The following is a 26,456-nucleotide window of genomic DNA, read 5'->3' as shown; positions in this document are numbered from 1 at the left end:
AAAAAAATCCTTTTTACCAATCCTCTCAATTCTCAGATGAGGCAATTCTAAATTCTAAATTCTAAATTCTTGAATTTCATGTTGTTAATCGAACAAGTTGCTAGTGATGAGGCGATCGATAAAGCTTTTGATTGGCTCTGCGAAAAGCGCAAAGACTACCACTACAATAATGATGTCTGGCAGTTACGGCGCTGGTGGCAGGAGAAAAAGCCGAGGTTGGTGGCCCTACTGCGGGCAGGTAACTATCGCTTTGGCGAGCAGCGTCGGGTTATGTCCAGGGGTGAGGTGAAAGAAATATGGTCTGCCCAAGATGCTCTGGTTTTGAAGGCTTTGGCTATTGTCCTTCAGGAGGTTTTGCAACCCCATTTGTCTCCCCGTTGCTTTCATCTGGCGGGGACTGGCGGACTTAAGGGAGCCGTGCGGGAGGTGGATGCCCATCTGCATGAGTTTGAGTTTGTGTTTCGGACTGATGTGAAGGGGTATTATGCCAGTATTGACCAGAAAATTGGGTTTCAAGCCTCGCCCTTCTAGGGCGACTTTTTAGTTGATTTTGTGCAACAAATTATGTTATCATGTTGTGAGTCAAGAGGCTATTCTATGAAAGCTAGATTTAAGTATCGTATCTATCCAACACGGGGACAAAAATACCGACTAGCCAAGCTATTTGGCTGTGTCCGTGTGGTTTGGAATGATAGTCTAGCTTGCTGTCAAGAAAAGTACAAAATAGGAGAGAAGAAACCTGTTAACTCTGAGCTACAAAAACAGTTTATCACATCTGCTAAAAAGACTGAATACAGAGAGTGGTTGTCAGAGGTTTCTAACATACCATTACAGCAATCTTTAAATGATTTGAACCAGGCTTATCAAAACTTTTTTAAGTCAACCAGAGGCCAGAGAAAAGGCAAACCTATAAAACCTCCGCAATTCAAAAGAAGAAAATCAAGGCAGACTGCTAGGTTTACAAAGGGAGGATTTAAAGTTGGTCAACATAAAGTTTATTTGGCTAAGATTGGAAAGCTGAAAATAGTTTGGTCTAGAGAGTTACCTGGTTCTCCATCATCAGTAACAGTAATTAAAGATTCAGCTAATAGATATTTCTTGAGTTTTGTAGTAGAAATACAACCAGAAATCTTACCTCAAACTGATAATTCAGTAGGTATAGATTTAGGTATTAAAACCTTTGCTACATTTAGTGACGGTACAAAGGTTGATGCTCCTAAACCACTGAAGAAACGAATTAAGAAATTAAGAAAGTTAAGCAAGTCATTATCTCATAAAACTAAAGGCTCTAAAAGGTATGAAAAAGCAAGGATTAGAGTTGCTAAGTTCCATGCCAAACTGAAAGATACAAGGACAGATTTTCTACATAAATTATCTACTGAAATAATTCGTGAAAACCAAACAATTGTTTTAGAAGATTTAAACGTTTCTGGAATGGTTAAAAACCGTAAATTATCCAGAGCAATTTCTGATTTAGGTTGGAGAACATTCAGGACTTTTTTAGAAGGAAAAGCAGAAAAATATGGTCGTGATTTTAGAGTAATTAGTCGTTGGGAGCCAACATCCCAAATTTGCTCAAATTGTGGCTTTAAAGGTGGGAAGCTAGACCTTCAGGTGCGAGAATGGGAGTGTCTCAACTGTGGTGCAAAACATGATAGAGACGAGAATGCAGCAATAAATATATTAGTCGCGGGCGGGCAGTCCGAGACACTAAACGGACGTGGAGGCAAGCGTAAGACTACTGCAAAAGTAGCAGCAGCCTGTGAAAGGTCAACTCGCCGAGGAGCTACGGCTCGGTAGGAATCCCCGTGCCTTCAGGCCGGGGAGGATGTCAACATGATATTCTTTTCAGTCAGGTGGCTGAATATGTGAGAGACCCTGTAGTGTTGGACTTGGTAGGGCAGTACCTCCGGCGGTTTGTTTCTGATGGGGGGATATATGTGGATATTGAACGGGGTATTTCTCTGGGTTGCCCTTTGTCGCCGTTGATGGGGGCTTTATATCTGAAGCCGTTGGACGATCGGATGGCGGCGATGGGCTGCTTTTATGTGCGGTATATGGATGATTGGGTGGTTTTGGCTCCGACGCGGTGGGCATTGCGACGGGCGATCAAGGCTACTAATCAGGTGATGGCGGAATTGAAGGTGGAAAAGCACCCGGATAAGACTTTTATCGGTAGGGTGGGGCGGGGGTTCGATTTTTTGGGGTATAGGTTCGCCCCTGGGGGGTTGGCGGTGGCGCGGGTGACGGTGGAACGGTTTTTGGAGCGGGTTTCTCGGCTTTATGAGCAAAATGCGACGGCGAGTCGCATTGAGGAATACGCTCGCCGTTGGTTGATTTGGGTTAGGAGTGGGGTTCAGAGGGTTGAGTTGGAAGCAGTTGGGGTAGCGAGGGTCCTAACATCATTGACTCCAATCTCTAATCACTTGGCGTAACATAGATTTTTTTTCGTCATCAGATCTCAGGATAGGGCTTCTTCTTTTATTTCGCTTTTCCTTTCACACATCCCTGCAATCATGGCACACCATCCGTCTTCCTTTCACACAAATTCAAAATTTCCTTCATACTCACTACCAGGGTGTATATCCAAAACCTTATCAAATATACCACCGCCAAACATCTTACCTATTCCTAAGTATTTTCCCTGTCCCTTCTCCATGATTTTCTTTTCTTCCGTGTATAAAAATATCTCATTCTCGTATTCCGCAACCGACTGTCCATAAGTTAATAGTGTTATTCCACCACCATGACCACTCGCTGGTGATACAACTTGTCTACCCTGACTTATATTATAGAACCGCCCAGACCTCGTTATTATATACTTTTCTTCATCCCCGCCACTCGTCATTTCCGCTTTGATATATGAAGTATGCTCATTACTCTCGAAAACATAACCTTTTTTTTCCCTCATTCTTCCTCTGCACTGGTACTCTAGGTCTGTGATCCATTCGTCAAATGCTTCTTTTAACAAGTGCTCACTAAACTCCATTTCATCCACCACATCCTCTAACCAATCTTCCTCTGCGAACAGGTACGGTGAATTGCGAAATACTCCTCTCGTAAAATACAAACAACCACCTCTCTCTACATACTGCATATTATTTATCCTCAGATGATCCTTTATCTCTTGATTCCCTTCCACCACAGTTACATACAATAAAACCGGTTGATAAACCCTTAGGTTGATCGGGCCTGTTATCTTTTCAGTAAATGATTCCTCTTGTTCTACTTCCATCTCGGCAGTGAACGTAAAACTATGCGTGACTGTTCCACTTGCCTCAATCGCTTTTATATTAGCGCCTAGCGTTGCGGAGATTTCTAAAGAATACTCCGCTCCCAGACGATATCCTTTCTTCTTTGTAAAAACACGCTCTTGCTCTATTCCTTCGGGGATTCTATAAAAATTTAGATACTTTAAATACGCCCCTATTGGCTTTGTATGGGTTATATACACCTTCCCATTCAAACTTAGTGGTTTTTGATCATACCACTTGTCATTTGTCGGTTTGAGTAGGCAACAATAGGCCCCCCCCCGGCCCTAAAATATCATCTATTTCGTGATTGTTTTTTGCTACTTTGAATTCGTCGGGTATCTTTTTTTGCATTGATTTTATGGTTTTTTACTAATACGTCATTAAGACATATGATACTATAAAACAAGAAAACCCCGAAGTAAAGATATCACGACCCCAAATGGACGGCAAACTGTCAGTGCATCATCCGCAACAATCATGACGGTAATAAAAGACAGCCAAAGGATATAGTATTATTGGACTATCGTGGACAGACGATGTATCTTATGGTGTTTAGGTTTAAAGAAATATAACTTCAGGCAACTTTCTCTTAATCTTTCTACTTTCGTAGGTGAAGTTGGGTGAATAACCGGAGAGGGTTTAAACCTTAGTTTTTTTCCTATCACTGTAATCATGGCTTTTTGCCACCCGGTCAATGTTAATTCCACATGAGGTGATTGACAGAGAAAATCGATCTGTATACGTCACTAAGGACATAAAAGAAGGCAATACGCGTTCGTATTAATATACAATAGTCCCTATATAAACTGAGATATTAGTAAGCTGACAATCACACAATTATGATCTTTTTATGCCAGGAGGCGGACTTGAACCGCCGACACGAGGATTTTCAGTCCTCTGCTCTACCGACTGAGCTATCCCGGCTTTTTTCTCACTTTTACTATAGTAGCAGACTAAATATAATTTTGACAAGTACTTTTAGATTTTTTTTTATTGAGTCAGGAATCAGGATTCAATTAAGTCAAAAGTCAAAAGTCAAAAGTCAAAAGTAAGAATTTAACCAAGTCAAATTTTGAAGTTAAAAGTCAAAAGTTAAAAGTAAGAATTTAATTAAGTCAAAAGTCAAAAGTTAAATTAAAGCAATGAGGCGTACAGAGGAGCTGGTAACTTGATAACTAATAACTTAACTGATAATACCAAGCGTTAAAAAAGAATTTTACTAAATAGAGCTCTTTATGTTCGGTATGTTCGGTGGGTTACGGCGGACAGTTAAGATTTTGGTTCGTGGCTTAATATTTATTTTACAAGGAGTCTATAAATCTATAAAATCTTACTTTTGACTTTTGAATTTTGACTTTTTACTTCAAAATATGACTTTTATCTCATTTAACTACGCTCTATTTTTATTAATAGTATTAGGAATCTACTGGTCAATGCCACGACAGTCTTGGCGAGTGTTTGTCCTCTTGGTTGCCAGTTTAATTTTCTACGCTACTATTCAACCCCAATATATTCTACTGCTATTAATAATTAGCCTATTTAATTTTTACCTTGCTCAAGCTATTGGGGAACCTAAAGATTGGCGTATTGCTAATAAACAATGGAACCGCCGTCGCTTGCTATTATTGTGGTTAGGTATAATATGCAATATCTTACTTTTATTAAGTTTCAAATATATACCTTTTTTATTAAATAGTATTGGCATTCTGTACAATATACCTAATATTTTAGAAACTGCTAATTGGGTTGATAGTAATGTAATTGCACCATTAGGTTTAAGTTTTTTTTGTTTTGAATGTCTTGCTTATCTAATTGATGTTTATCGAGGCGCTCCATCAGCTTCTTCTTTATTAGAATTTACATCTTATAAATTATTTTTTCCCAAGCTTATTTCTGGTCCGATTACTCGCTATCATTATCTACAAAATCAGTTAGGAATGATCGGCAAAAAAAATACTCTAGATTCAGTTAAAATACCAGCCTTAAAATTCCCAAATTTAGAACAAATTACAGAAGGAATTTGGTTAATTGCAACTGGGGCAGTAAAAAAAGCTTTAATAGCTGATAATTTAGGAATTTTTGTAGAGCTGAGTTTTGGTAATTTGCAAAGAGCAGGAAGTGGCGATCTGTGGTTAGCAACTGTTGCTTATGGATTACAACTTTATCTTGATTTTACTGCCTATGTTGATATTGCTCGTGGTAGTGCTTTTTTAATGGGTTTAAGTTTGCCACAAAATTTTGATTTTCCTTATTTCAGTACAAGTATTGCAGAATTTTGGCGGAGGTGGCATACAACTTTGGGAGATTGGTTGAGAAATTATTTATATTTTCCTTTGGGAGGTTCAAGGGTAGGTTTATTTCGGACTTGTTTGAATTTGTTAATTGTGATGTTAATTGCTGGTATTTGGCATGGTGCTGCTTGGGGATTTATTGTTTGGGGAGTTTTGCATGGTTTGGCATTAGTAATTCATCGGTATATAGAGGCAATTTCTCAACATTTTAAGGTCAAAAAAGTATGGGAAAGTTTGCCTGGAATTTTAATCAGTTGGTTGTTAACTCAGAGTATGGTTTTTGGTGCTTGGATATTTTTCCGACTGCCGAATTTAAGGGATTCTTTTTGGGTGTTTTCTCACTGGTGGAATTATGATGGTGATGTTCAATTTGTGGATAAGGTTTATTTGGAGGCGATGGGTTTAGAAAGGTTACATTTGGTATGGTTAATTTGTGGAGTTGTTGTGGCAATGGCGATTAATTATTGGTTTCATCGTGGTCTGAAGTTACAGTTAAATTGGCAGTTGAAAGTTTTATTAGTACCTGTGTTTTTGTTTGTTGTTTGGTTGCTGGCGCCGGAGGGTTTGCCTTATATTTATTTTGATTTTTAAAGAAGGAAGAGGGAAGAGGGAAGAAGGAAGAAGAAAGAAGAAAGAGGGAGGAGGTAAGAAGGAAGAGGGAAGAAGGAAGAGGGAATAAAAGGAAGAAATAAGAAGGAAGAGGGAATAAATATTGAATAAAAATGATACAGTAGTTTCCGAAGTTATGAAGTACAACTAAATGAAGTGAATGTTTTTTTCCGAATAATTAATAATTAGGGCTTACTGATTAAATTTAAAAGCATTGATAGATAAAGGTTTTAGCCTTTTTTTGTCGAAAAAAGTACAAGCTTTTCGGTCTAAAAAGCTCAAAAAGTTAGTATTTTAGGGCAATAGTTGGGCCGAAAAATCAAGGGGTAACTCTTCCTCCTACCTCCTCTATAATTCCCATTTATCCTGACTCCTGACTCCTGACTCCTACCCTTCATCATTTGAGCTAACTTACACAAAGAAAACAGAATTTTTATGCTTAATATGTTTCCTTATGTGCTTTTGTATTTTTCTAAGTCCCCTGTTGTTGTTGTATTGTATTTTCAGGTTTCTGTACCGATTTAATGTTTTGCGTAATGGCTCGTATACTACAAGATATTTACTAAGTGTACTTTTTATCGTTTCATAAATATTAATTTTTTCCTATTCAATCAGGGTTAATAATCTACAACTATCTCTAGATAACTCTAGATTTTGTCAACTTCCTAATCCGGAATTTTAAGTTCTAGGAAAATGCCACCACTTCAGAAATTCAAACCAATTTAATTAGGTTCTTCTAGATTAGATATGATGACTTACTAGCTGATAATTATTCAAGCTCGCATCTCATCAAAAAATTTTAACTGAATATTATTAAGCACTTTAGATCACCAATTTTAAAACTCAGAAGTAGTTAGTTTAATATCTGCTGCTAACCAAGCTTTTTCAAACTCTTGTTTGACTTCAGCAGCTTCTTTTTGTTTACCTTGTGCCAATAAACTTTTTGCTAATCCATATAAAGACCAACCATTATTTGGATGCTGTTTTAAATCTTGACGGTAAACTACTTCTGCTTCTTTTTCCCGATTTAATTTTAACAAAGCTGCACCTAAAGATTGACGTACAGGATAATACCAATAAGGAGGTTCCATATAGGGTAAATTATCCTGAAGTTTTACGGCAGTTTGGTATTCGGAAATCATCTCTTCATTTTTATCTTTTAGGTATGCCATTTTTGCCATTAATAAATGATTAGCAATTGAAATTAAATTTGTAGCAGGAACATTTGCAGTTTCCAAAGCACTAAACTCTGAATTTTGCAATAATTTGTTGATTTTTTGATACTCAAATTGAGCATTTTCTAAATTTCCCTTACCAACCCATGCCATACCTCTTGCATAATGCCACATTGCCATTGTATAGGGTAACTTATTTGATGGTTGAGATTCGGTAAGAATTTCATCCCACTTACCAAATTGCACCAAAGAAAAATAGGGAGTGGGGAGAAACATTTCAGTCAAAGGAAACTGCTCAACTTCCTGAAGAGAAACTTTATCTACTAATTTTCTAGCGGCATTAATTGCATCTGTACTACGTCCTTCCATACTAGCTGCTGACCAGAAAAAATGAATATTGTGAGGATAATAAAGTGCTGAATATAATCCTTTTTGTTGAGAAGTTGCTAGAAATTTTTCATCTGCTTTAATCGCATTTTGGTTAGTACTAGCTGCATCGTGATAACGACCAATTCTGAGATATAGATGAGACGGCATATGTACTAAATGACCAGAAGCAGGAACTAAATTCCGGAGATTATCTGCTGATTTTTCTGCTTTTTCTGGATATGGGGAAGCTTCTAGGGCATGAATATAATAATGTATTGCTCCTGGATGATTTGGATTTTTTTCTAATACAAACTCTAATTTTTTAACAACTTCATTCGTTAAAGGTTGAGGTTCACCATTTTCTTTCCAGTAATTCCAAGGCATTAAATCCATTAAAGATTCAGCAAATAGAGTTGCTGCATCTAAATCATCAGGATATTGTTTGGAAAGTTCTCTCATGGTATTAGCATAAGCCATATCTAAAGGTTGACGATTTTCTAAATTTTGAGCAGAATATCTTTGAGATAAAGCATTAATATAAGATTGTTCTATAGAAGTAGTTTTGCTTGAAAGTTTTTGAGCTTTTTGGATGGCTTGATAAGCAGTAGGAATAGATTTTTGATTCATCGGTGCATTAATATTAGGACCTACTGATAAAGCAATACCCCAATAACACATTGCACAATTAGAATCTAATTTAGTTGCTTGTTGAAAAGAACGTTTAGCTTCATCATGGTTGAAGCCAAAAATCAAGGTTAAACCTTGGTCGAAGTAACGTTGAGCTTCAGGAGAATTTGTTGTTATTTGATGATGGATATTTCCTAAGTTATTCCATAGAGGAACTACACTGTTTAATTGATTTTGGTTTCTCTCACTAGCTGACCAAGAAGGATTTAAAGTAAGTGTAATATAAATGCAAGTTGTGATACAGATAGAGATAAGAAAAATCAGATTTTTTTTTGTTTTAATATTCATACTATGGTTGTTAATTATTGAATAAGGTTATTTAAGATGTCAAGTTTTGCTCTATTTTTTGTATTGGTGTTTTTGGCAATAACTTATTTAAAAAAATATTATTCTCAGGGCAAGTAGACTTCTTTATTTATAGAAGACAATATTACTATAGCAATTCTTCAGGTAGGCTATTGTATAGCGCTGTGCGCAGGCAACAGCTCATCTGGCAACAGCTCATCTGGGGGAATAAAAGACCGATAATACAAGACTTTTAGCTATTGGACAGTTCTTGTAATTTGTAAATATGCCAGCGCACATTGCTATATAACCTCAAAGCTTTACTAAAATTTTATTTTTTTAGTAGCTATAGTCCGTTTAATTAGCAGTAAAAAAACTTGACTCTATATCTTAAGCAAGTCTCCCTAATTCTATCTATTTTCCTTTTTTTGGCTGTTACTTACCCCGCAATATTTATAAGTATTCAACCAAACAGTTTCTGATTCTTTCTGAATTCCTTCTTTTTAGTTCAATAGGGTTCAGTTAAGGATTTTTTTGGAAGTTCTGTAAATTGTATAACCTCAAAGCTTTACTAAAATTTTATTTTTTTAGCTATAGTCCGTTTAATTAGCAGTAAAAAAACTTGACTCTATATCTTAAGCAAGTCTCCCTAATTCTATCTCTTTTCCTTTTTTTGGCTGTTACTTACTCCGTAATATTTATCAGTATTCAACCAAACAGTTTCTGATTTTTTCTGAATTCCTTCTTTTTAGTTCAATAGGGTTCAGTTAAGGATTTTTTTGGAAGTTCTGTGATCTGAAAAGCTGATCTAATGGTTCCATAGTATAGGAGTTTTGGTCTTATCTATTTGCGCAGCATTCCGTAGGAAACCGTATTGCTTTTTAGTTGAAGGAGTTACAGGAAACCCAGAATAAAAAATTACTTCCTTAACTTACCAAGAATAAATCTGTTCCCCAAAATTTCCGTGACTATTTTCATCAGTATTCAAGAGAACATCATATAATTCCATCTGAATTACTCCTTTTAGTTGATTGACTCTCTAGCAAATAAGAACACCAATAATTACCACTACCTCCATCAAATTTTATTGTCTTAATACCTGGGATTTTCCATAACCATAATTTGAGATAAAGAGTGACAGCAAACCCAGAATAAAAAATTACTTCCTTAACTTGCCAAGAATAAATCTGTTCCCCAAAATTTCCGTGACTATTTTCATCAGTATTCAAGAGAACATCATATAATTCCATCTGAATTACTCCTTTCAGTTGATTGACTCTCTAGCAAATAAGAACACCAATAATTACCACTACCTCCATCAAATTTTATTGTCTTAATACCTGATATTTTCCATAACCATAATTTGAGATCAGGAGTTACAGGAAACCTAGAATAAAAAATTACTTCCATAACTATTTCAGCCAAAATCAGATTATTTATGCTAATTTTATCCTTTATATAATCATTCTTGCTTATTCTTACTTGACCAGAAAATCAGGTATCAAGCCTCCCCTTGAAATGGGTAAAAATCAACAAAATTCAGTGTTTCAAGTCTCCCTATGCCATGAAATACTGATAACTGATAAATGTTAACTGAAGTTACTTATTATCTACTAAATAAGAACACCAATCACTCCAACTACCTGCATAAAGTTTTCCTGTATTAATACCCGCCATTTTTAACGACCATAAATTCACACAAGCAGTCACACCAGAACCACAATAAACCATAACTTCCTCAGCACTTTTTACTTCTTCCCAGCGAGAAACTTGTTCCGAAACTTTCGCCTGACTATTTTCATCAGTAACTTGTTTCCAAGGATAATTAACCGCCCCTGGAATATGACCAGCAATAGGGTCAATAGGTTCATGTTTTCCTAAGTAGCGATCGCTATCTCGCGAATCAACTAATACTACTTCTGGCAAATCTTTTTTTGCTTTAACTATTTCTATATCTACTACCATTTTTGATTGAATTTGTGGTTCAAAAAAACCTGTTTGTGGGGCATAAATTTCATTAGTAATTGGATATTTTTTTTGCCACTCAGAAAAACCGCCATCTAAAAGAGCAACTTTTTCATGGCCCATGTATGTCAATAACCACCATAAACGGGAAGCAAAGGCAAAGCGAGAATCATCATAAGCTACAATTAGAGTCTCTCGGTATTTAACACCTATACTTGCTAATTTTTGACCAAGTTTATCAGGAACGGGTAATGGGTGACGCCCGCCATGTTTTTGTACTGCGCTGGAAAGGTCCTGATTAAGGTCTAGATAGAATGCACCAGGGATATGACCTGCTTGATATTGTTTTTGGCCTAATTCTGGGTCAGCTAAAGAAAAACGACAGTCGATGATGATTAGGTCTGGGTCATTGAGATGGTCTACTAACCACTGAGGAGAAATAAGAATATTTTTATTAGTCATATTTACTAAGTTAAATTAAGTTTTCTTCTGATAATAATAGTTGAGGATAGGTGGTAAAACTATTGATTGTTTGTGGCGATCGCTTCACTAACATTTTACTGATAAAAACAACTACTGCCATGAATAAGATTACCACAACTATCCCTAGAGTTATCTTACTAATTTTGAGATGATTCCAACTTCTATTTTTGATAGTATTAATTTTTGGCTTTGAATCAAATCTATATTGTTGATTATCATCAAAATTAGGCCAAGTTAAACATGATGAGGAATTTAATGTTAAATCAAACTCCTGACCCCAAATTGCATAATCATCCCTGTATCTTTTAATTAGTAATTTAACTCTTTTAATTGATTCAGGAGCTAATTCTATTAATTGATGTCTAACTATATCTACAATATAACTTCTCTCTGGCAATTCTTCAGATTCTAGGAGTATGTGTAACCATCCATTTACTGCACTAACTTTTGCATTAATACCTTGAGGATGTAACGTTCCATTTAATAGGGTAGCAATGGATTTAGAATTTCCTTGTTTAGCAAGTTCGATAAATCTATATTGAACCATAATTAATTACCTCTGAATAATGAATTGCAAATATAGCAATATGATTTTAGTTGTAAGATATTGAAGATTTTTAGGGAACAGGGAACGGGGAACAGGGAAAAGAGAAGAATAAAAAAATGAATATCTTATGAATAAGATAACTGCTATACCGTATACTTTTAAGAAACATCTCAATTCTCACATCTGATTCCTGATTGCTATATTTGTTTTTATTTACTTCGTAAGTATTTCCTGTGGAATGCTTACTTTACTTTTTAATTTTCGCTACTCTAATTGCATAGTCAGCATAGCCTTGATATTCTTTGACTTTTTTTCTAGCTTGTTTATATTTAGGATGAGATGCTGGCACTATTTTCATAAATTCTGTTGCGTCTTGCCACTGACTTGCTACTGCTTCCCATTCTATTTTAGTCTGGGCAGATTGAGCCATTTCTGCTGCATTTATAGCTCGATTAACTGCAAGTTTAAATGGGTCTGGTGGCGGTAATACAATAGTTGTTTTTGGGATAGGTGAAGATTTTTTTATTGGGGAATATACAGGTGTAGGTTGAGTTTTGACTTCTTCAATTTCTAGGTTTTCGGAGTTTACTTTTTTGGCTATTGGTGAGGGGTTTTCCGGAACTATAACTACAGTTTTTTCGGACATTAATTGCCATTGATAAAATCCATATATACCTAATGTAAGTAAAGGAATAATCAGTAATACCAAAATATTGTTTTTGATTGTTTTCTGGATGGTTTGTAAGTAATTACTTTTTTCTCTTTGATCAACTGGCTTGACTTTTTTTGTCGCCAATACTGATTGAGGTTTATTTGTGATTTTAACTCCAGAATAGGTGCTAGTTTTTGTCAATTCATTCTCTGTTTTATCTTTTTCTTTTTGCTTAAATACCCCGCCGTCTACACGGTGTTTACAATTGCTTGGGGTTTGAGTCCCCATCCACTTTTTCCTCTCTTGATGGGTATTCCTTTCCGTCTGTCGCCGACGCGGGGTCGCACCGCTTCTTCCTTCTTTCTTCTTCCTTCTTCCTTCTTCAATCAAATTAATCTGAGGTTGTTTGGATAAACTTGTCTTTTGTAGAGTAGGACTATATATTTTGTTCAATACCAAAAAACTTTTAGATAAAAATTCAAACTGATATAATTTAGCTGCTACAATTAACCAAACACTAATAAATATAAATAAAAGTAACTTTTCGATGGATGTTTCAGGATATAAAAATTGACTTTTTTCTAAAATGGCAACTTGATAATTTAGGTTAAACCAAGGCAAAATCAATGTATATATTAAAGTTGCTGCCAGGGTACTAATAATAATTATCAACCAACTATATAAAGCTTTCCACCAACTTGTAATTGGCGGGAATAAGAAAAAATTATACCGATAACTTCGATGTAAAATTTTCCTAAAAATATGAAAAATTAAAATAAAGTAATGATGCAAAAAAGCAAAAACAGGAATCAAAAAAAACAGAAAAATAATACTCAAACAAATGAATAACTCTAAACTTCCCCCTAGTTTTTGCCAACAATATATTCCCAGTTTTAAATCCTTAATTATGGCAACTAAAATAGTTATAAAATAAACCATAATTAAAGCCTTTAACCAAGAACTAGGATAAGGAAACCAAGGAGGTAAGTATAATTTTTTCTGTTTATTCATTAGATAACTATTTCAGAGGAAAAATTGATCAATCACAAATTCATGCCACAACCAACAGCAGATGGCTCTTTTACTTTTTTTTCACCCGAATTTGGTGAAACTTTTCACTCTCATTTTGGCGCTCAACAAGAAGCAGAATTTAAGTTTGTTTACCCAGTTCAACTATTATCTAGAATACATCAACCCGTGGTGTGCCTACTTGACGTTTGTTATGGACTAGGATATAACACTGCTTCTGCTTTAGCAGCCATCTGGAAAATTAATCCTGGTTGTCAAGTTCAATTGGTGGGTCTAGAATTAGACCCAGAGGTGCCAAAAGCAGCGATCGCTACAGGTCTTCTAGATAATTGGCCTGACCCTGTGCCAGAATTATTAGCTACTCTAGCTAATACCCATCAATTACAAACAGAAAAAATTCAAGCCAAACTGCCCATCGGGGACGCTAGAAGAACTATTCAAGAACTAAATAACTCCGGTTTCCAAGCTGATGCTATATTTCTCGACCCTTTTTCTCCACCCAGTTGTCCTCAACTTTGGACCGTAGAATTTTTGCGCTTAGTAGGTAGCTTTCTCAAACCTGATGGTTATCTAGCTACTTTTTCCTGCTCTGCAGCAGTCAGAAAAGCATTACTAGAAGCTCATTTGAAAATTGGTTCTACTGCACCAGTAGGTAGGCGATCGCCAGGAACAGTGGCCAGTTTTACTGAAGAATATTTACCCCCACTGTCCGAAAAAGAAAAAGAACATTTACTAACTCGCGCTAGTATTCCCTACCGAGACCCCCACTTATCAGACTCGGCGGAAATTATTATGCATCGTCGCCAGTTAGAACAACAAAAATCTTCCCTAGAACCTACATCTCATTGGAAAAAACGTTGGTTGTTGAAGAAGGAGTCAGGAGTCAGGAGTCAGGAGTCAGGAGTTCAAATTTAAAAGTCAAAAGTCAAAAGTCAAAAGTGAGGATATATGAAACTATGAAACTATAAGTACTGGAGAGTACAAAGTTCTGCTAAAAAACAGTTGGCTATCAAGATTGAAAGTGTTACTGGGAAAGGTTTACAGCACCTACTGTTGTGAATGGAGAATTTTTAACCTTGAGTCCGTGAAACCCTTGACTAGCAATAGTTATTCCCAGAACTTTGCACTGTCTAGTATAAGTAGTCATGCAAAATTAATGAAACATACTCTAAAGCTAAAAAGCTGATGCTGTAAAAATTACAGAGAATAAAATTAGGTAATTAATTTTGCTTAAGCACTTAGCAGTGCTTGAGGGGTATATTTACAAATTGCAGAGACTACCCAATAGCTAAAAGTCTTATATTATCTGCTTTTTATATCATATCCGCTAAAAAATGTTCCATTAAAGCACCGTAGAAGTCAAAAGTCAAAAGTCAAAAGTCAAAAGTGAGATTTTATGAAAAAAAAGCAGTGCTTGAGGGGTATATTTACAAATTGCAGGGACTACCCAATAGCTAAAAGTCAAAAGTGAGATTTTATGAAAAAAAAGCAGTGCTTGAGGGGTATATTTACAAATTGCAGAGACTACCCAATAGCTAAAAGTCTTATATTATCTGCTTTTTATATCATATCCGCTTAATGTCGGTATCAAAAAAATGTTCAATCTGAGCGCCATTGCCAAATCTTTCTCAATCTCCCCTACTCTCCTACTGCCCTACTCCCTATCTCCCACTTTTTCTAAACAACCACCTCGAGGACTGCCATATATGAGAGGATAAATATTATAGATTCGCTAATATAACGTTTCTTATTCAATAAGAAAATAATCTCAAAAATCATGGTAGCGGTAGCAATTTTAGCGGCTGGACGTGGCACCAGAATGAAATCTGACCTACCTAAGGTATTACACCAGTTAGGTTCTTGTACCTTAGTAGAACGGGTCTTGAAAAGTTGTGTTTCTATTCAACCATCGAGAATAATTATTATAGTTGGTTATCGTGGAGACCTTGTACAAGAGTCTCTTCTTAATACTGAGAATCAAGACGATAACTTACCCACCCCGGAATTTGTAGAGCAAAGGGAACAATTAGGGACTGGTCATGCCGTTCAACAGTTATTACCCAGTCTTGAAGGATTTTCTGAAGACCTTCTGGTTTTAAATGGGGATGTACCATTATTACGGCCAGAAACTCTGAAGAATTTAATTGACACTCACAAAGAAAATCAAAATTCAGCCACCATCTTGACTGCGAATCTGCCTAATCCCAAAGGTTACGGTAGAATATTCTGTGATACAAATAACATCGTTACACAAATAGTAGAAGACCGAGACTGTACGGCAGCTCAGAAACAAAACCACCGAGTAAATGCCGGAGTCTACTGTTTTAGATGGCCAGCTTTAGCAGAGATTTTACCAAGACTTACCACAAATAATGACCAACAAGAGTACTACATAACAGATACAGTTAATTTTCTCAGCCCTGTTATGGCAGTTGATGTGAATGACTATCAAGAAATTGTTGGTATTAACGACCGTAAACACTTGGCTACAGCTTATGATATTTTGCAAACGCGGGTTAAAGATGATTGGATGAGCGCTGGAGTAACTTTGATAGACCCCGATAGTATCACTATTGATGATACAGTTTTGTTACAACGGGATGTGATTATTGAACCACAAACTCATATTCGGGGTAGAAGTACCATTGGTGCTGGTAGTCGTGTTGGGCCAGGAAGTTTGATTGAAAATAGTCAGATCGGTAAAAATGTATCGATTTTGTATTCGGTGATTTCTGATAGTGCGGTGGCAGATCATACTAGTATTGGCCCTTATGCACATCTACGAGGAGATTCTCAAGTGGGTTCTCGCTGTCGAATTGGTAATTTCGTAGAATTGAAAAAAGCTCAGGTGGGCGATCGCACTAATGCAGCTCATTTATCTTATTTAGGGGATGCGACCTTGGGAGAAAAGGTAAATGTTGGTGCAGGTACAATTATTGCTAACTATGATGGAGTGAAAAAACATCATACCGAAATTGGCGATCGCTCTAAGACTGGTGCAAATAGTGTATTGGTTGCTCCTGTGACTTTGGGGGAAGATGTGACGGTGGCGGCAGGTTCGGTAGTAACAAAGAATGTGGAGGATGATAGTTTGGTTATTGCTCGCTCTCGACAACTTACGAGAAAAGGTTGGCGGTTAAAGCAGTAACTGTACTCAGGTGAGTTGAAAGATTACTATCCCCCTAATGAATGCTTGGATAAAGTCAATTGATCAATTGCTATTCCTGGTTCTTCAAAAATATAAAAATCAACGCCTGTTTACTAGGTTACTGATTATTGACGTAGCTCAAGAACCATCGATTATTCTAAACCAAAATTTAGAGGTACAGAGATTATACAACTTAACTATTAGGAGAGTAGGGTAGTAGGGAAGATGGTTAGAGAGAATTTTGAAAAAGGAGTCCAGTAGGGTGCGTTACATTTCATTAACGCACCATTTATAAATGCAATACGGTTCAGGAGTCCAGTAGTAGACTGACACATATTCAATGGTGCGTTACGACAGACTGTTAAATGGCTTTCATAGTCTAAATTTTAGCCGTCTAACGCACCCTACAAATTTTGCTGATAACTGATAACTGATAACTGATAACTAATTATGAAAGCTTTTGAAATTCAGGAATTTGGTAATTTAGTCTGTACTGAAAGACCACAACCACAACCAAAATTTGGAGAAGTTTTAGTGAAAGTTAAAGCTGTCTCCCTTAACTATCGAGATATTTTAATGGTTAAAGGTCTTTACAACCCCCATCTAAATTTACCTGTTATTCCATGTTCCGATGGAGCAGGAGAAGTTGTGTCAATAGGAGAAGGTGTCACTAAATTTAAACCTGGAGACAGAGTTGCGAGTATTTTTATGCAGAAATGGCGATCGGGTAATTTAACTAAGGAGGCATTTAAGTCAGCTTTGGGTGGTGAAGTTGACGGAATGTTGGCAGAATATTTGGTGTTGTCTGAAGATGGTTTAGTAAGTATTCCGTCTCACTTATCTGATACAGAAGCAGCTACTTTACCTTGTGCTGCAGTAACAGCTTGGCACGCTTTAATGGAAGCAGGTTTAAAACCAGGGGAAACAGTGTTAGTTATGGGAACAGGTGGAGTTTCTTTGTTTGCTTTACAGTTTGCAGTTATGGCAGGAGCGCGAGTCATTGCAACTTCCAGTAGTGATGAAAAGTTGGAGAGGGTGAAGCAGTTAGGTGCATCTGATGTCATTAATTATAAGTCTGTAACGAAGTGGGAAAAACAGGTGTTGGCGTTAACTGAGGGAGTGGGAGTTGATTATATTGTGGAAGTTGGTGGAGCAAATACTTTGAGTAAGTCTTTAAAAGCAGTCAAAATGGGAGGGCAAATTAGTTTAATAGGTGTATTAGCAGGAGCGCAAGCAGAATTTAATCCTTTACCCGCAGTGATGAAAGGAGTCCGGATACAAGGAATTTTTGTCGGTTCGCGCCAGATGTTTGAGGCAATGAATAAGGCCATAGATGTGAATAAATTACATCCTGTATGCGATCGCGTCTTTCCATTTGAGTCAGCTCCAGAAGCACTAAGTTATATGGAAACAGGTTCCCATTTTGGCAAAATTACAATTCAACTTTAGGAGATAAAAATGAAAGCATTAGTATTGGATAAACCAGGAACTCCCGATAGTTTACTTATGGCCGAAATGCCTTTACCACAACCAAAAGCAGGAGAAATACGGGTAAAAGTTCATGCAGTAGGATTAAATCCTGTTGACTACAAAGTAGCTGCTTCTGGGTCGTCAAGGTGGAGTTATCCATTTATTTTAGGGTTAGATGTGGCGGGAGTTGTGGATGCTGTCGGTGCTGATGTGACTGACTGGCAAGTTGGAGATCGAGTTTATTATCATGGAAATTTGTCTAAACCCGGAGGTTATGCAGAATATACTAACGCTACCGCCATAGCAGTTGCTCCACTTCCAGAAGGTGTTTCTTTTACTGAAGCTGCTGCTATTCCTTGTGCGGGTTTGACTGCTTACCAAGCTTTGCATCGACGCTTGCACATTCAGTCAGAGCAAACTATTTTAATTCATGGTGGTGCTGGTGGGGTTGGTGGTTTTGGGGTACAGTTGTCAGTGTTAGCTGGATTGGAGGTAATTACAACTTGTTCTCAGAATAATTTTGATTATGTGCAAAAGTTGGGAGCAAAGCATTTAATTGACTATAAAAATGAGGATGTAGTTGTTAGGGTGAAAGAAATTACTAAAGGACGTGGTGTTGATGCAATTTTAGATACGGTTAGTTCAGAAACTGCAACAAAAGGTTTTGAAATGTTGGCATTTAATGGTGGAATTGCTTGTATTGCCGGGTTGCCTGATTTTAGTAAGTTTAAACTTTTTAGTATTGCTGCTTCTATCCATGAAGTTGCTTTGGGAGGTGCTTATTTATCTGGGGATAAAAAAGCAATTAAAGATTTAGGAAAAATGGCAAGAGAAATGGGGGAATTAGTCAGACAAAAAAAAGTTGATTCAATGTTGACAGAAGTAATTAGTTTAGAGGAAATACCAGAAGCATTAAATCGTTTAAAAGGTCGTCATGTCCGAGGTAAAATAGTTGCTAAAGTTGAGGGATAAAGTGTATTGGAGAAAAGACAATGTCTTTGTAATATCATATCCGGATAATAGCGCCATAGAACTCCGTTCCCTTTACACGTTAAGGCAGTTGTGCGCCACCAAACAAAAAACTTTCTCCTTTTCCTCCTCCTGCTCTTTCTTCTTCTTTCTTCCCTCCTGACTCCTGACTCCTGACTCCTTAGAGATTACATTCTTGAACCTTAGAATATAATATCCGACGCAAACGTTTAGTAATCATAAATTCTGGGATATTCACAGTAGCATCTAGCTCTCTTAAAGCTATTGGCAAATGACCTTTAGGAGCATTTTCTGAAAAATTTAACTGCTCATATTTTTTCCATTTTCTGGATTTTCTCCAACCTAATTGATCGCCGAATAGTTGGTAACTTTGTGGGTCGTATGCTTCCAAATTATTGCCAGTTTCTAAGTAAATTGATACTTGAATACTAAGACCAAATTTATCTTCAGAATACTTCCGCCAGAGTCGGTCTATATTACTGATTTCTTCACAAGAAATTTTTTCTTTTATTGCTCTTGTATTGATACCTCCTCCTCTCTTTCTTTGAGTTAAAGTTAAAATCAGATCGTATGTTTCTTCGTCTGCTTCTTGCCATTTATTATCTGCTAATAAATTTTCTAACTTAGAATAAGGAGAATTCTCTGGCTCTGGTGAAGTAATAATTTGAGATTGAGAAATATCTGATTTATTGTGGGTTAATATTTCTAGATTATTAGAATTTGCTAATGATGGAAATGCTGCCAAAATAATCAATAAAAAAACAATTAAATTTTTGAATTTATACTTAATCATAAATTAACCTCCAAATTATTTATCATCATGTTCTAGAATTTATTAAAAATACAACAATTTTCTAGTGGATGAGGTACATCTTGGAAGTAGGGAGTAGAGAGTAGGGAAGAGGAAAGAGAAGATAGAGATTAATATTGAACTGTACCTCACCATCTTAAAAAGTGCTGTAAAATTGTTGTCAGTTTACCTCATAAACCTAAAATACGCTGTATAAGTAATCCTATTTAATTAAAATTTTATAGAAAATATATTGGAATTAGCAACCAACTGCTAAATATTTAGGCTAAAATCCACCTCTATCTCGGAGAAGGACTAAGTTACGATAAACATTATCATACATTTTTAAATTTGACTAACTTCTTGAAGTCAAATAATCGTAACGATTCAGCTATTAATAGTAAAGTTTAAGGCGTTTCAGCAACATCAAGTTGAACTTGGCCTCAATTTATCAATCGCTTTTACCTCCTGCAAAGCAATAGCTGATAGCTTACAAATAATCTTTCCACAAATGAAAATTAGTTGTCCTACCAAGTAAAAATACACCCTCTCCTTCTATTCTTGATTGCCTCAATAAATTACACGCATTTGCGATAACATAATCTAGACAATCTCGATCTGCCAACAATATATCTTGTTCCGTTTCATATAATGAAACACCTTCATTTCGCAAACATCTTCTTGCATAAAATACAGTCATATCTCTTCCTAATATTTGTTTAATCCATGCCCTTGCTCCAATGGCAAATCCTTGATTCGGATTACACATAAATACTAACCCACAAATACTGCTAATAATATGTCTGATCAGTTCTCCCTTTTCATTAAAAGCTTGGTCTAATGGTAAATTTTTAAGTTTTAAATCTTGAGGAGTATAAATTTTTTCCTTAATCTTTTTCAGCTCTTCATTTGATAATTTAATTAAAGGCATTGTTGCAACTTTTTGATTTTTTAAATATTCGATCCACTCAGAATCTAAATTACATTCTTTAGCACCATAAATTAGAGTATTTAAATATCTTTTAGAAGGCGGTATACCCTCTTTAATTGTCAGACCTGGGAATTGAATTTTTTCTCTATAAGCTATATATGTTAGAGCATTAATAGTAGTATTTGAACCATAAGGCAAAACTTGTACAATTTCTTCTTGATATACTTGACCTTTACCTTCTAATCCATCAATTACTGCTTTACATTCTGGTGACATTTCATACAAACAACCATGTACAATAGAATTTTTTTGATAAACTAAATTAGCGTAACTTGGATCGACATTATTCGTCGGCACATATAAATTAAATTTAAATTCAAAATTTTTTAATATAGCTGGTTGAGAATGTAAAATCAGTGAATTAGGTTCTGTATTGTATTTATCCTTTGTTTGAAGATTTGATGCTAATTTGAATTCTAGTAATGATTTAGATAAGTTGGAGCCATAAGCAAAGTATTTTACATTAGAAATAGAGCTGAACAATTGTTCTGCATTGGATGGCATATAACCTCGATTCGTGACTAAATAGTATTATGTTATTGTAGTTGTATCGCCCTGGGCAAACGCATCTAATTTTTTTGACAAATGACCAAGATTTATTATTTAAGGACACCCTTGGTGATTGGGGTAAAACTGAACTTCCCCCCAAGAAAAATCGCAGAATGCCCAAGCCAAAGTAGTAAGAGCGATTTTTTCACTACCCGTTACTGTATACAATCGACTCTGATGCTTAACTGGAGAGTGTTTTGAGCGATTTTTACTATGTGATTTGAGAATACAGTGATCGAACTCCGTATCAGCTTTGTTTCCACACATATCAAATAAGCAACTGCGAGTTTCATCGTGAGCTACACTATATTCAACTAAAGAAGCATCTCTAGCATATTCTAAGTAAATTGAGCAGAATTCATAAAGATTACGGATGATAAAATTTTCAATAGTCAAATTTGCATCACGAATAATTTCTGCTGTTTCATATAACGAAAGTATACATAAATCTTTTCCTACTCTTCTAACATAGTAATTCTTTTCTAAACGATAGTTGATAATACCAACTGTAAAGTCGTAATTTTTATCTGACTTAAATTAAATTTGCAAGCAATTTGTCAGTATACGACCAATTTTCACCGTCCATTTCTGGTAAAATCTGTATTTGATCGAGATGTTCAGCGCTAAAAATTTTTGATTTCCACTTTTTTATAAACTGAAAATAAACTGGGTATTTTAAGCTTCCGAGAGTAACTAGCTTAATTTTAATTTTTTGCATATATTTTCTGTCAAACAATGTTACCAATAGGTTGATTATTCTAGTAAATGAAGAAGCGGGTAGTAGACTGACACAGCTAAAAGTGTGCATTAGCTTTTTTCATAATCACCCCATCACCCCATCGCCCCATCACCCCATCCCCCCATTTTCTAATGCACCATTTTAGCTGTGTCGGTCCAGTAGGGTGGGTTAGCGTCAGCGTAACCCACCAAAAAGTTTATAGATTTGACGGTGCGTTAACGAAGTGTAACACACCCTACTGCCGTGTCAAGCCTTAAATGTTACTTTGGGAAAATGGTACGATCCTGATTTTTCAAAGCTTTTAGTCAAAAATCTATTCCACCATTTTAAGCTTGACGTGCCACTACTACTCTACTACTTCCTCCTCTTCCCTCCTGACTCCTGTCTCCTGACTCCTGACTCCTTCTTCTCTACCTACGCACTAAAATATTTCGCCACTGGATGATAAGTAATAATCGCTGTCGTAGACTGTTCTGGATACAACTGCTCGCTCTCATCCATATACATATCAATCCTTTTCACATCCAACAAGTCTAACTGCTTATACTGATCCTGCATATTCGGACAAGCGGGATAACCGAAACTATAACGTGATCCTTGATAACGCTGTTTCAGAAGATCCCTGATATTATCTGCATCCTCTGCACCGAAACCTAACTCCCGACGAATACGAGCGTGTAACCATTCTGCCATTGCTTCCGCAGTTTGTACCGCCATACCGTGGAAATACAAATAATTTGTATACTCATCGGCAGCAAACAACTTCTGTGCAAATTCAGTGGCTATTTCTCCTACTGTTACAGCGTGCATCGGGAACACATCAATAATTCCGGAGTCCTTGGGAGCAAAGAAGTCAGCAATACACAACCGTCGTCCTGACTTTTGCCGAGGAAATTCAAAACTGTTCACAACTGTTGTTGCTTTACCAGTCTTATTCATTTCGTCGGAGTCGTAAATGAAAAGTGTATTTCCTTCTGCTTGACAAGGGAAGTAACCATAAATTGCTTGGGGATACAGCAACTTCTCATTAACTACCCGTGATTTCCAAGTTTCCAGAATCGGATAAACCTTTTCTGCTAAAAACTCATTATATTCTTCCCGTGGTTGACCTTGGGGTTTACGGAATTGCCATTGCCCTGCCATCAACGCTTGCAAATCTAAATACCAGAATAATTCCTCAAATGGCATATCTTCTGGTTGCAATAACTTTGTTCCCCAGAATGGAGGAGTGGGGCGAGGGATATCTACTGCTACATCATCGGAACGTCGTGTATCTATTACGACTGGAGCAGCAGGTTTAGTTTCCTCTTTTTCTTCAGACTTAGCAGTAGCAGCTTTACCATTACCATTACTATTAACCTTACCATTGCCATTACCGTTACCGTTTTCTTCGGCAAACTCACCTAAAAATCCTTTAATGTCATCCCACTGATTTTCTGATTTTGCTGGCATCAACTTATCCATGAAATGCAAATCGGAAAACGCATCTTTACCATAAACGACTTTACCTTTGTAGGTATTTTGGCAATCTTCATGGACGAATTTCGGAGTCAGAGCAGCACCACCTAAAATCACGGGAACGGTAATACCTTCTGCGTTAAATGTTTCCAAGTTGTCTTTCATAAATGCGGTTGACTTCACCAATAAACCACTCATGGCGATGCAGTCAGCATTATGTTCGCGGTAAGCAGCAATGATATTATCAACTGGTTGTTTAATTCCTAAATTAATTACCCGATAACCGTTGTTGGAAAGAATGATATCTACGAGATTTTTACCAATATCGTGAACGTCTCCTTTGACAGTTGCAATGAGGAAAGTTCCCTTAGAATTATCCTCACCTGACTCTTCTGCTTCCATGAAAGGTTGTAGATAAGCAACTGCTGCTTTCATAGTTTGAGCAGACTGCAATACAAATGGTAATTGCATTTGTCCGGAACCGAATAATTCTCCCACTACTTTCATGCCATCTAATAAATAGACATTGATAATATCTAGGGGCGGATATGTTTCTAAAGCTTTGGCTAAAGCATCTTCTAAACCGATACGTTCTCCATCAATAATATGTTGTTTTAAACGTTCTTCAATTGGTAAATTTTGTGTGGCAGAACGGTCTTTTTTAGTTGTTTTACCCTGGAACATTGTTGTTAACTCAGCCAGAGGATCGTAAGTACAAATATCCCCATCAAATTCCCGTTGGTCATATATTAGTTTGCGACAAACTTCTTGATGTTCTGGTTCAATTTTTGACATGGGTAAAATCTTACTCGCACTAACAATAGATCCATCCAAACCTACTGCCATTGCTTCATGCAAAAATACCGAGTTCAATACTTGTCTGGCAGCGGGATTTAAACCAAACGAAATGTTAGAAACCCCAAGCATTATATGACAACCTGGTAATTCTTCCCGAATCCTTTTAATAGATTCAATAGTAGCTTTTCCATTTTCCCTATCCTCTTCAATCCCTGTAGAAACTGGCAATGCTAAAGTATCAAAGAACAATTCATGGGCAGGAATCCCATATTCTACTGCTGCATCATAAGCTCGTTTTGCTATTTCAAATTTCTTATCAGCCGTCCGCGCCATTCCATCCTCATCGATGGTTCCAACTACCACACCAGCACCATATTTTTTCGCCAATTCTAATACTTTAAAAAAACGAGGTTCTCCATCTTCATAGTTAGTAGAATTGAGCAAACATTTACCGCCAGCAACTTTTAAACCCGCCTCCATTTTTTCCCATTCTGTGGAGTCTAACATCAGAGGCAAATTAACATTTGTGACTAAACGAGATGCTAATTCGTGCATATCTTTAACCCCATCGCGTCCCACATAATCAACGTTAACATCGAGAATATGTGCCCCTTCTTTTACCTGAGATTTTGCCAGGGCAACTAAGCCATCCCAATCTTCATTATTGAGTAAAGTTCGACATTTTTTAGAACCACTAGCATTCAGTCTTTCCCCAACAATTAAAAAGGAGTTATCTTGTTCGTAAGTTTCGGAAGAATAGATAGAAGCTGCTGATGGAATATAGTTATATTCTCGTTCTTTTGGTGTGAGAGTTTCAGTAATTTCAGCTAATGCTTTAATATGGTCTGGACGAGTACCACAACAACCGCCGATAACTTGCACTCCCAGGTCTTCAACGAAGTGCATTAATGCCATTTTCAACTCTATAGGAGTTAATCTGTAGTGAGCTTGTCCGCCGATATTTTCTGGTAAACCAGCATTAGGAATACAAGAAATAACAAAAGGGGAATTTTCTGACAAATAACGAATATGTTCCTTCATTAAATCAGGACCAGTAGCGCAATTTAATCCTAAAATATCAATAGAATAAGGTTCTAAAATTGTCACAGCAGCATTAATTTCTGAACCGACTAACATAGTGCCAAAAGCTTCCATAGTTATTGACACCATGATGGGGCGACGTTCACCTTTTTTCGCAAAGGTTTCTTCTATACCATTTAGGGCAGCTTTTATCTGTAAAACATCCTGACAAGTTTCCACAAGAAATAAATCTACTCCCCCATCCCAAAGACCTTCCGCTTGTTCGGCAAAACCATCTTTTAAGGTGTCAAAATCAATATGTCCCAAGGTAGGTAATTTTGTTCCTGGTCCCATGGACCCGGCAACAAATCGAGGCTTTTCTGGGGTAGAAAATTCCGCAGTAACAGACTTTGCCAACTCCGCTGCGGTTTTATTCAAATAATAAGCTTTGTCCGCTAAATCGTATTCTGCCAATACAATTTTTGTACCACCAAAAGTATCAGTTTCAACCACATCAGCACCTGCTGCTAAGAACCCTCGGTGGACTGTAGCAACTGCTTCTGGCTTAGTATGGACAAGGTATTCGTTACAACCTTCATATTCTGCACCGCCAAAGTCTTCAGCAGTCAGATTTTGGACTTGTAGGTTAGTACCCATTGCCCCATCAAAGACTATGACTGGGCGTTCTGGACTATGGAGACGATTCAAAAATGAGCTGTTCATAATCAAGTTTTTGGTTTTTAGATATTAATTTTATACTACTCTTTTGAGAATTTAAGAGCAATTTATTTTCTTTATGATAATATATCTTAAGAGGTGCTATCGCAATTAGAACATAGATTGTCTACAGTTAAATAATAATTCAAATTAACTTCAAAAAATTTGAAGTTATGACTTAGTGACTGATGACTTATATATCCTAATATCTATCAAAATTTTATTAGTAGTTATAGGATAATTACCAATAAATATAATTTTAAAATGAGAATGATATATCATCAAAAATGATAGATGAATTAAGAATTTATTTCTATTACCATTACAAAGTTATTCTTTTTGAGCAGACCAAGTTGGTATAATAAAAATCAGGCTGATTAATTATAGTGAATTAAGGTGCTTAAAAAAAAACTAATGATTTGATTCAATCAACTAGAATA

18 protein-coding genes, 1 tRNA gene and 1 pseudogene are annotated in these 26,456 nt (G+C 36.4%); 8 read left to right on the top strand and 12 right to left on the bottom strand.

Annotated elements, in window-relative coordinates; genetic code table 11:
- The first annotated feature begins 78 nt into the window (after positions 1–78).
- The 3 genes from F6K06_RS06685 (at position 79) to F6K06_RS06675 (ending at position 2,435) form a co-directional block, all read left to right on the top strand.
- Positions 79–531 (top strand): hypothetical protein, encoded by a 453-nt coding sequence (locus F6K06_RS06685; RefSeq protein WP_287238692.1) that lies wholly within the window; start codon positions 79–81, stop codon positions 529–531.
- A 66-nt stretch (positions 532–597) separates the two neighbouring features.
- Entirely contained in the window at positions 598–1,800 is a 1,203-nt protein-coding gene (locus F6K06_RS06680; RefSeq protein WP_287238688.1) for an RNA-guided endonuclease TnpB family protein, read from the top strand.
- Positions 1,801–1,808: 8 nt separating this feature from the next.
- Positions 1,809–2,435, top strand: coding sequence for a reverse transcriptase/maturase family protein (locus tag F6K06_RS06675; protein ID WP_287238685.1), 627 nt, complete (start codon positions 1,809–1,811; stop codon positions 2,433–2,435).
- 104 nt (positions 2,436–2,539) lie between these two features.
- Here the strand turns inward: F6K06_RS06675 and F6K06_RS06670 are convergent.
- Both F6K06_RS06670 and F6K06_RS06665 read right to left on the bottom strand, forming a co-directional pair.
- Positions 2,540–3,493: pseudogene (locus F6K06_RS06670) on the bottom strand (hypothetical protein); the annotation flags it as partial.
- Positions 3,494–4,105: 612 nt separating this feature from the next.
- A tRNA-Phe gene (locus tag F6K06_RS06665) sits at positions 4,106–4,178 on the bottom strand.
- A 446-nt stretch (positions 4,179–4,624) separates the two neighbouring features.
- Here F6K06_RS06665 and F6K06_RS06660 point away from each other — a divergent pair.
- Entirely contained in the window at positions 4,625–6,136 is a 1,512-nt protein-coding gene (locus tag F6K06_RS06660; protein WP_287238683.1) for an MBOAT family protein, read from the top strand.
- Positions 6,137–6,990: 854 nt separating this feature from the next.
- On the opposite strand, the gene F6K06_RS06655 is transcribed toward F6K06_RS06660, so the two are convergent.
- The 6 genes from F6K06_RS06655 to F6K06_RS06630 form a co-directional block, all read right to left on the bottom strand.
- Positions 6,991–8,673, bottom strand: coding sequence for a tetratricopeptide repeat protein (locus F6K06_RS06655; protein WP_124146657.1), 1,683 nt, complete (start codon positions 8,671–8,673; stop codon positions 6,991–6,993).
- A gap of 992 nt (positions 8,674–9,665) precedes the next feature.
- Positions 9,666–9,920 carry a hypothetical protein gene (locus F6K06_RS06650; protein ID WP_124146658.1) on the bottom strand — a complete coding sequence of 85 codons (255 nt, stop codon included), beginning with the start codon at positions 9,918–9,920 and terminating at the stop codon, positions 9,666–9,668.
- Entirely contained in the window at positions 9,907–10,095 is a 189-nt protein-coding gene (locus F6K06_RS06645; RefSeq protein ID WP_287308804.1) for a hypothetical protein, read from the bottom strand. Before F6K06_RS06645 ends, F6K06_RS06650 begins: the two co-directional genes overlap by 14 nt.
- Positions 10,096–10,269: 174 nt before the next feature.
- Positions 10,270–11,097 (bottom strand): sulfurtransferase, encoded by an 828-nt coding sequence (locus tag F6K06_RS06640; RefSeq protein ID WP_124146659.1) that lies wholly within the window; start codon positions 11,095–11,097, stop codon positions 10,270–10,272.
- Positions 11,098–11,107: 10 nt separating this feature from the next.
- Complete coding sequence (locus F6K06_RS06635) at positions 11,108–11,665, bottom strand: hypothetical protein (RefSeq protein WP_124146660.1); 558 nt, start codon at positions 11,663–11,665, stop codon at positions 11,108–11,110.
- 247 nt (positions 11,666–11,912) lie between these two features.
- Complete coding sequence (locus F6K06_RS06630; RefSeq protein ID WP_124146661.1) at positions 11,913–13,328, bottom strand: hypothetical protein; 1,416 nt, start codon at positions 13,326–13,328, stop codon at positions 11,913–11,915.
- A gap of 42 nt (positions 13,329–13,370) precedes the next feature.
- Here F6K06_RS06630 and F6K06_RS06625 point away from each other — a divergent pair, with 42 nt between their 5' ends.
- From F6K06_RS06625 to F6K06_RS06610, 4 genes are all read left to right on the top strand, one after another.
- Complete coding sequence (locus F6K06_RS06625) at positions 13,371–14,261, top strand: tRNA (5-methylaminomethyl-2-thiouridine)(34)-methyltransferase MnmD (protein WP_124146662.1); 891 nt, start codon at positions 13,371–13,373, stop codon at positions 14,259–14,261.
- A gap of 862 nt (positions 14,262–15,123) precedes the next feature.
- Positions 15,124–16,494, top strand: a complete 1,371-nt coding sequence (gene glmU, locus F6K06_RS06620; protein WP_124146663.1) for a bifunctional UDP-N-acetylglucosamine diphosphorylase/glucosamine-1-phosphate N-acetyltransferase GlmU — start codon at positions 15,124–15,126, stop codon at positions 16,492–16,494.
- A gap of 450 nt (positions 16,495–16,944) precedes the next feature.
- Complete coding sequence (locus F6K06_RS06615; protein WP_124146664.1) at positions 16,945–17,943, top strand: NAD(P)-dependent alcohol dehydrogenase; 999 nt, start codon at positions 16,945–16,947, stop codon at positions 17,941–17,943.
- A gap of 9 nt (positions 17,944–17,952) precedes the next feature.
- Positions 17,953–18,936: a zinc-binding dehydrogenase gene (locus F6K06_RS06610; RefSeq protein ID WP_287238671.1), complete on the top strand. Its 984-nt coding sequence runs from the start codon at positions 17,953–17,955 to the stop codon at positions 18,934–18,936.
- A gap of 178 nt (positions 18,937–19,114) precedes the next feature.
- Here F6K06_RS06610 and F6K06_RS06605 read toward each other — a convergent pair whose 3' ends face one another.
- From F6K06_RS06605 to metH, 4 genes are all read right to left on the bottom strand, one after another.
- Positions 19,115–19,747 (bottom strand): GUN4 domain-containing protein, encoded by a 633-nt coding sequence (locus F6K06_RS06605; protein ID WP_124146681.1) that lies wholly within the window; start codon positions 19,745–19,747, stop codon positions 19,115–19,117.
- 487 nt (positions 19,748–20,234) lie between these two features.
- Positions 20,235–21,239: a gamma-glutamylcyclotransferase family protein gene (locus F6K06_RS06600; RefSeq protein ID WP_287238667.1), complete on the bottom strand. Its 1,005-nt coding sequence runs from the start codon at positions 21,237–21,239 to the stop codon at positions 20,235–20,237.
- Between the two features lie 99 nt (positions 21,240–21,338).
- Positions 21,339–21,680: a hypothetical protein gene (locus tag F6K06_RS06595; RefSeq protein ID WP_124146683.1), complete on the bottom strand. Its 342-nt coding sequence runs from the start codon at positions 21,678–21,680 to the stop codon at positions 21,339–21,341.
- A 757-nt stretch (positions 21,681–22,437) separates the two neighbouring features.
- Positions 22,438–26,022: a methionine synthase gene (metH, locus tag F6K06_RS06590; RefSeq protein WP_124146684.1), complete on the bottom strand. Its 3,585-nt coding sequence runs from the start codon at positions 26,020–26,022 to the stop codon at positions 22,438–22,440.
- Positions 26,023–26,456: the final 434 nt, after the last annotated feature.

Origin of the sequence: Okeania sp. SIO1H4 (assembly GCF_010672695.1) — a bacterium.
GTDB lineage: Bacteria > Cyanobacteriota > Cyanobacteriia > Cyanobacteriales > Microcoleaceae > Okeania > Okeania hirsuta.
The sequence above is the reverse complement of the archived record's forward strand: the minus strand, read 5'-3'. Positions and strand labels throughout refer to the sequence as shown.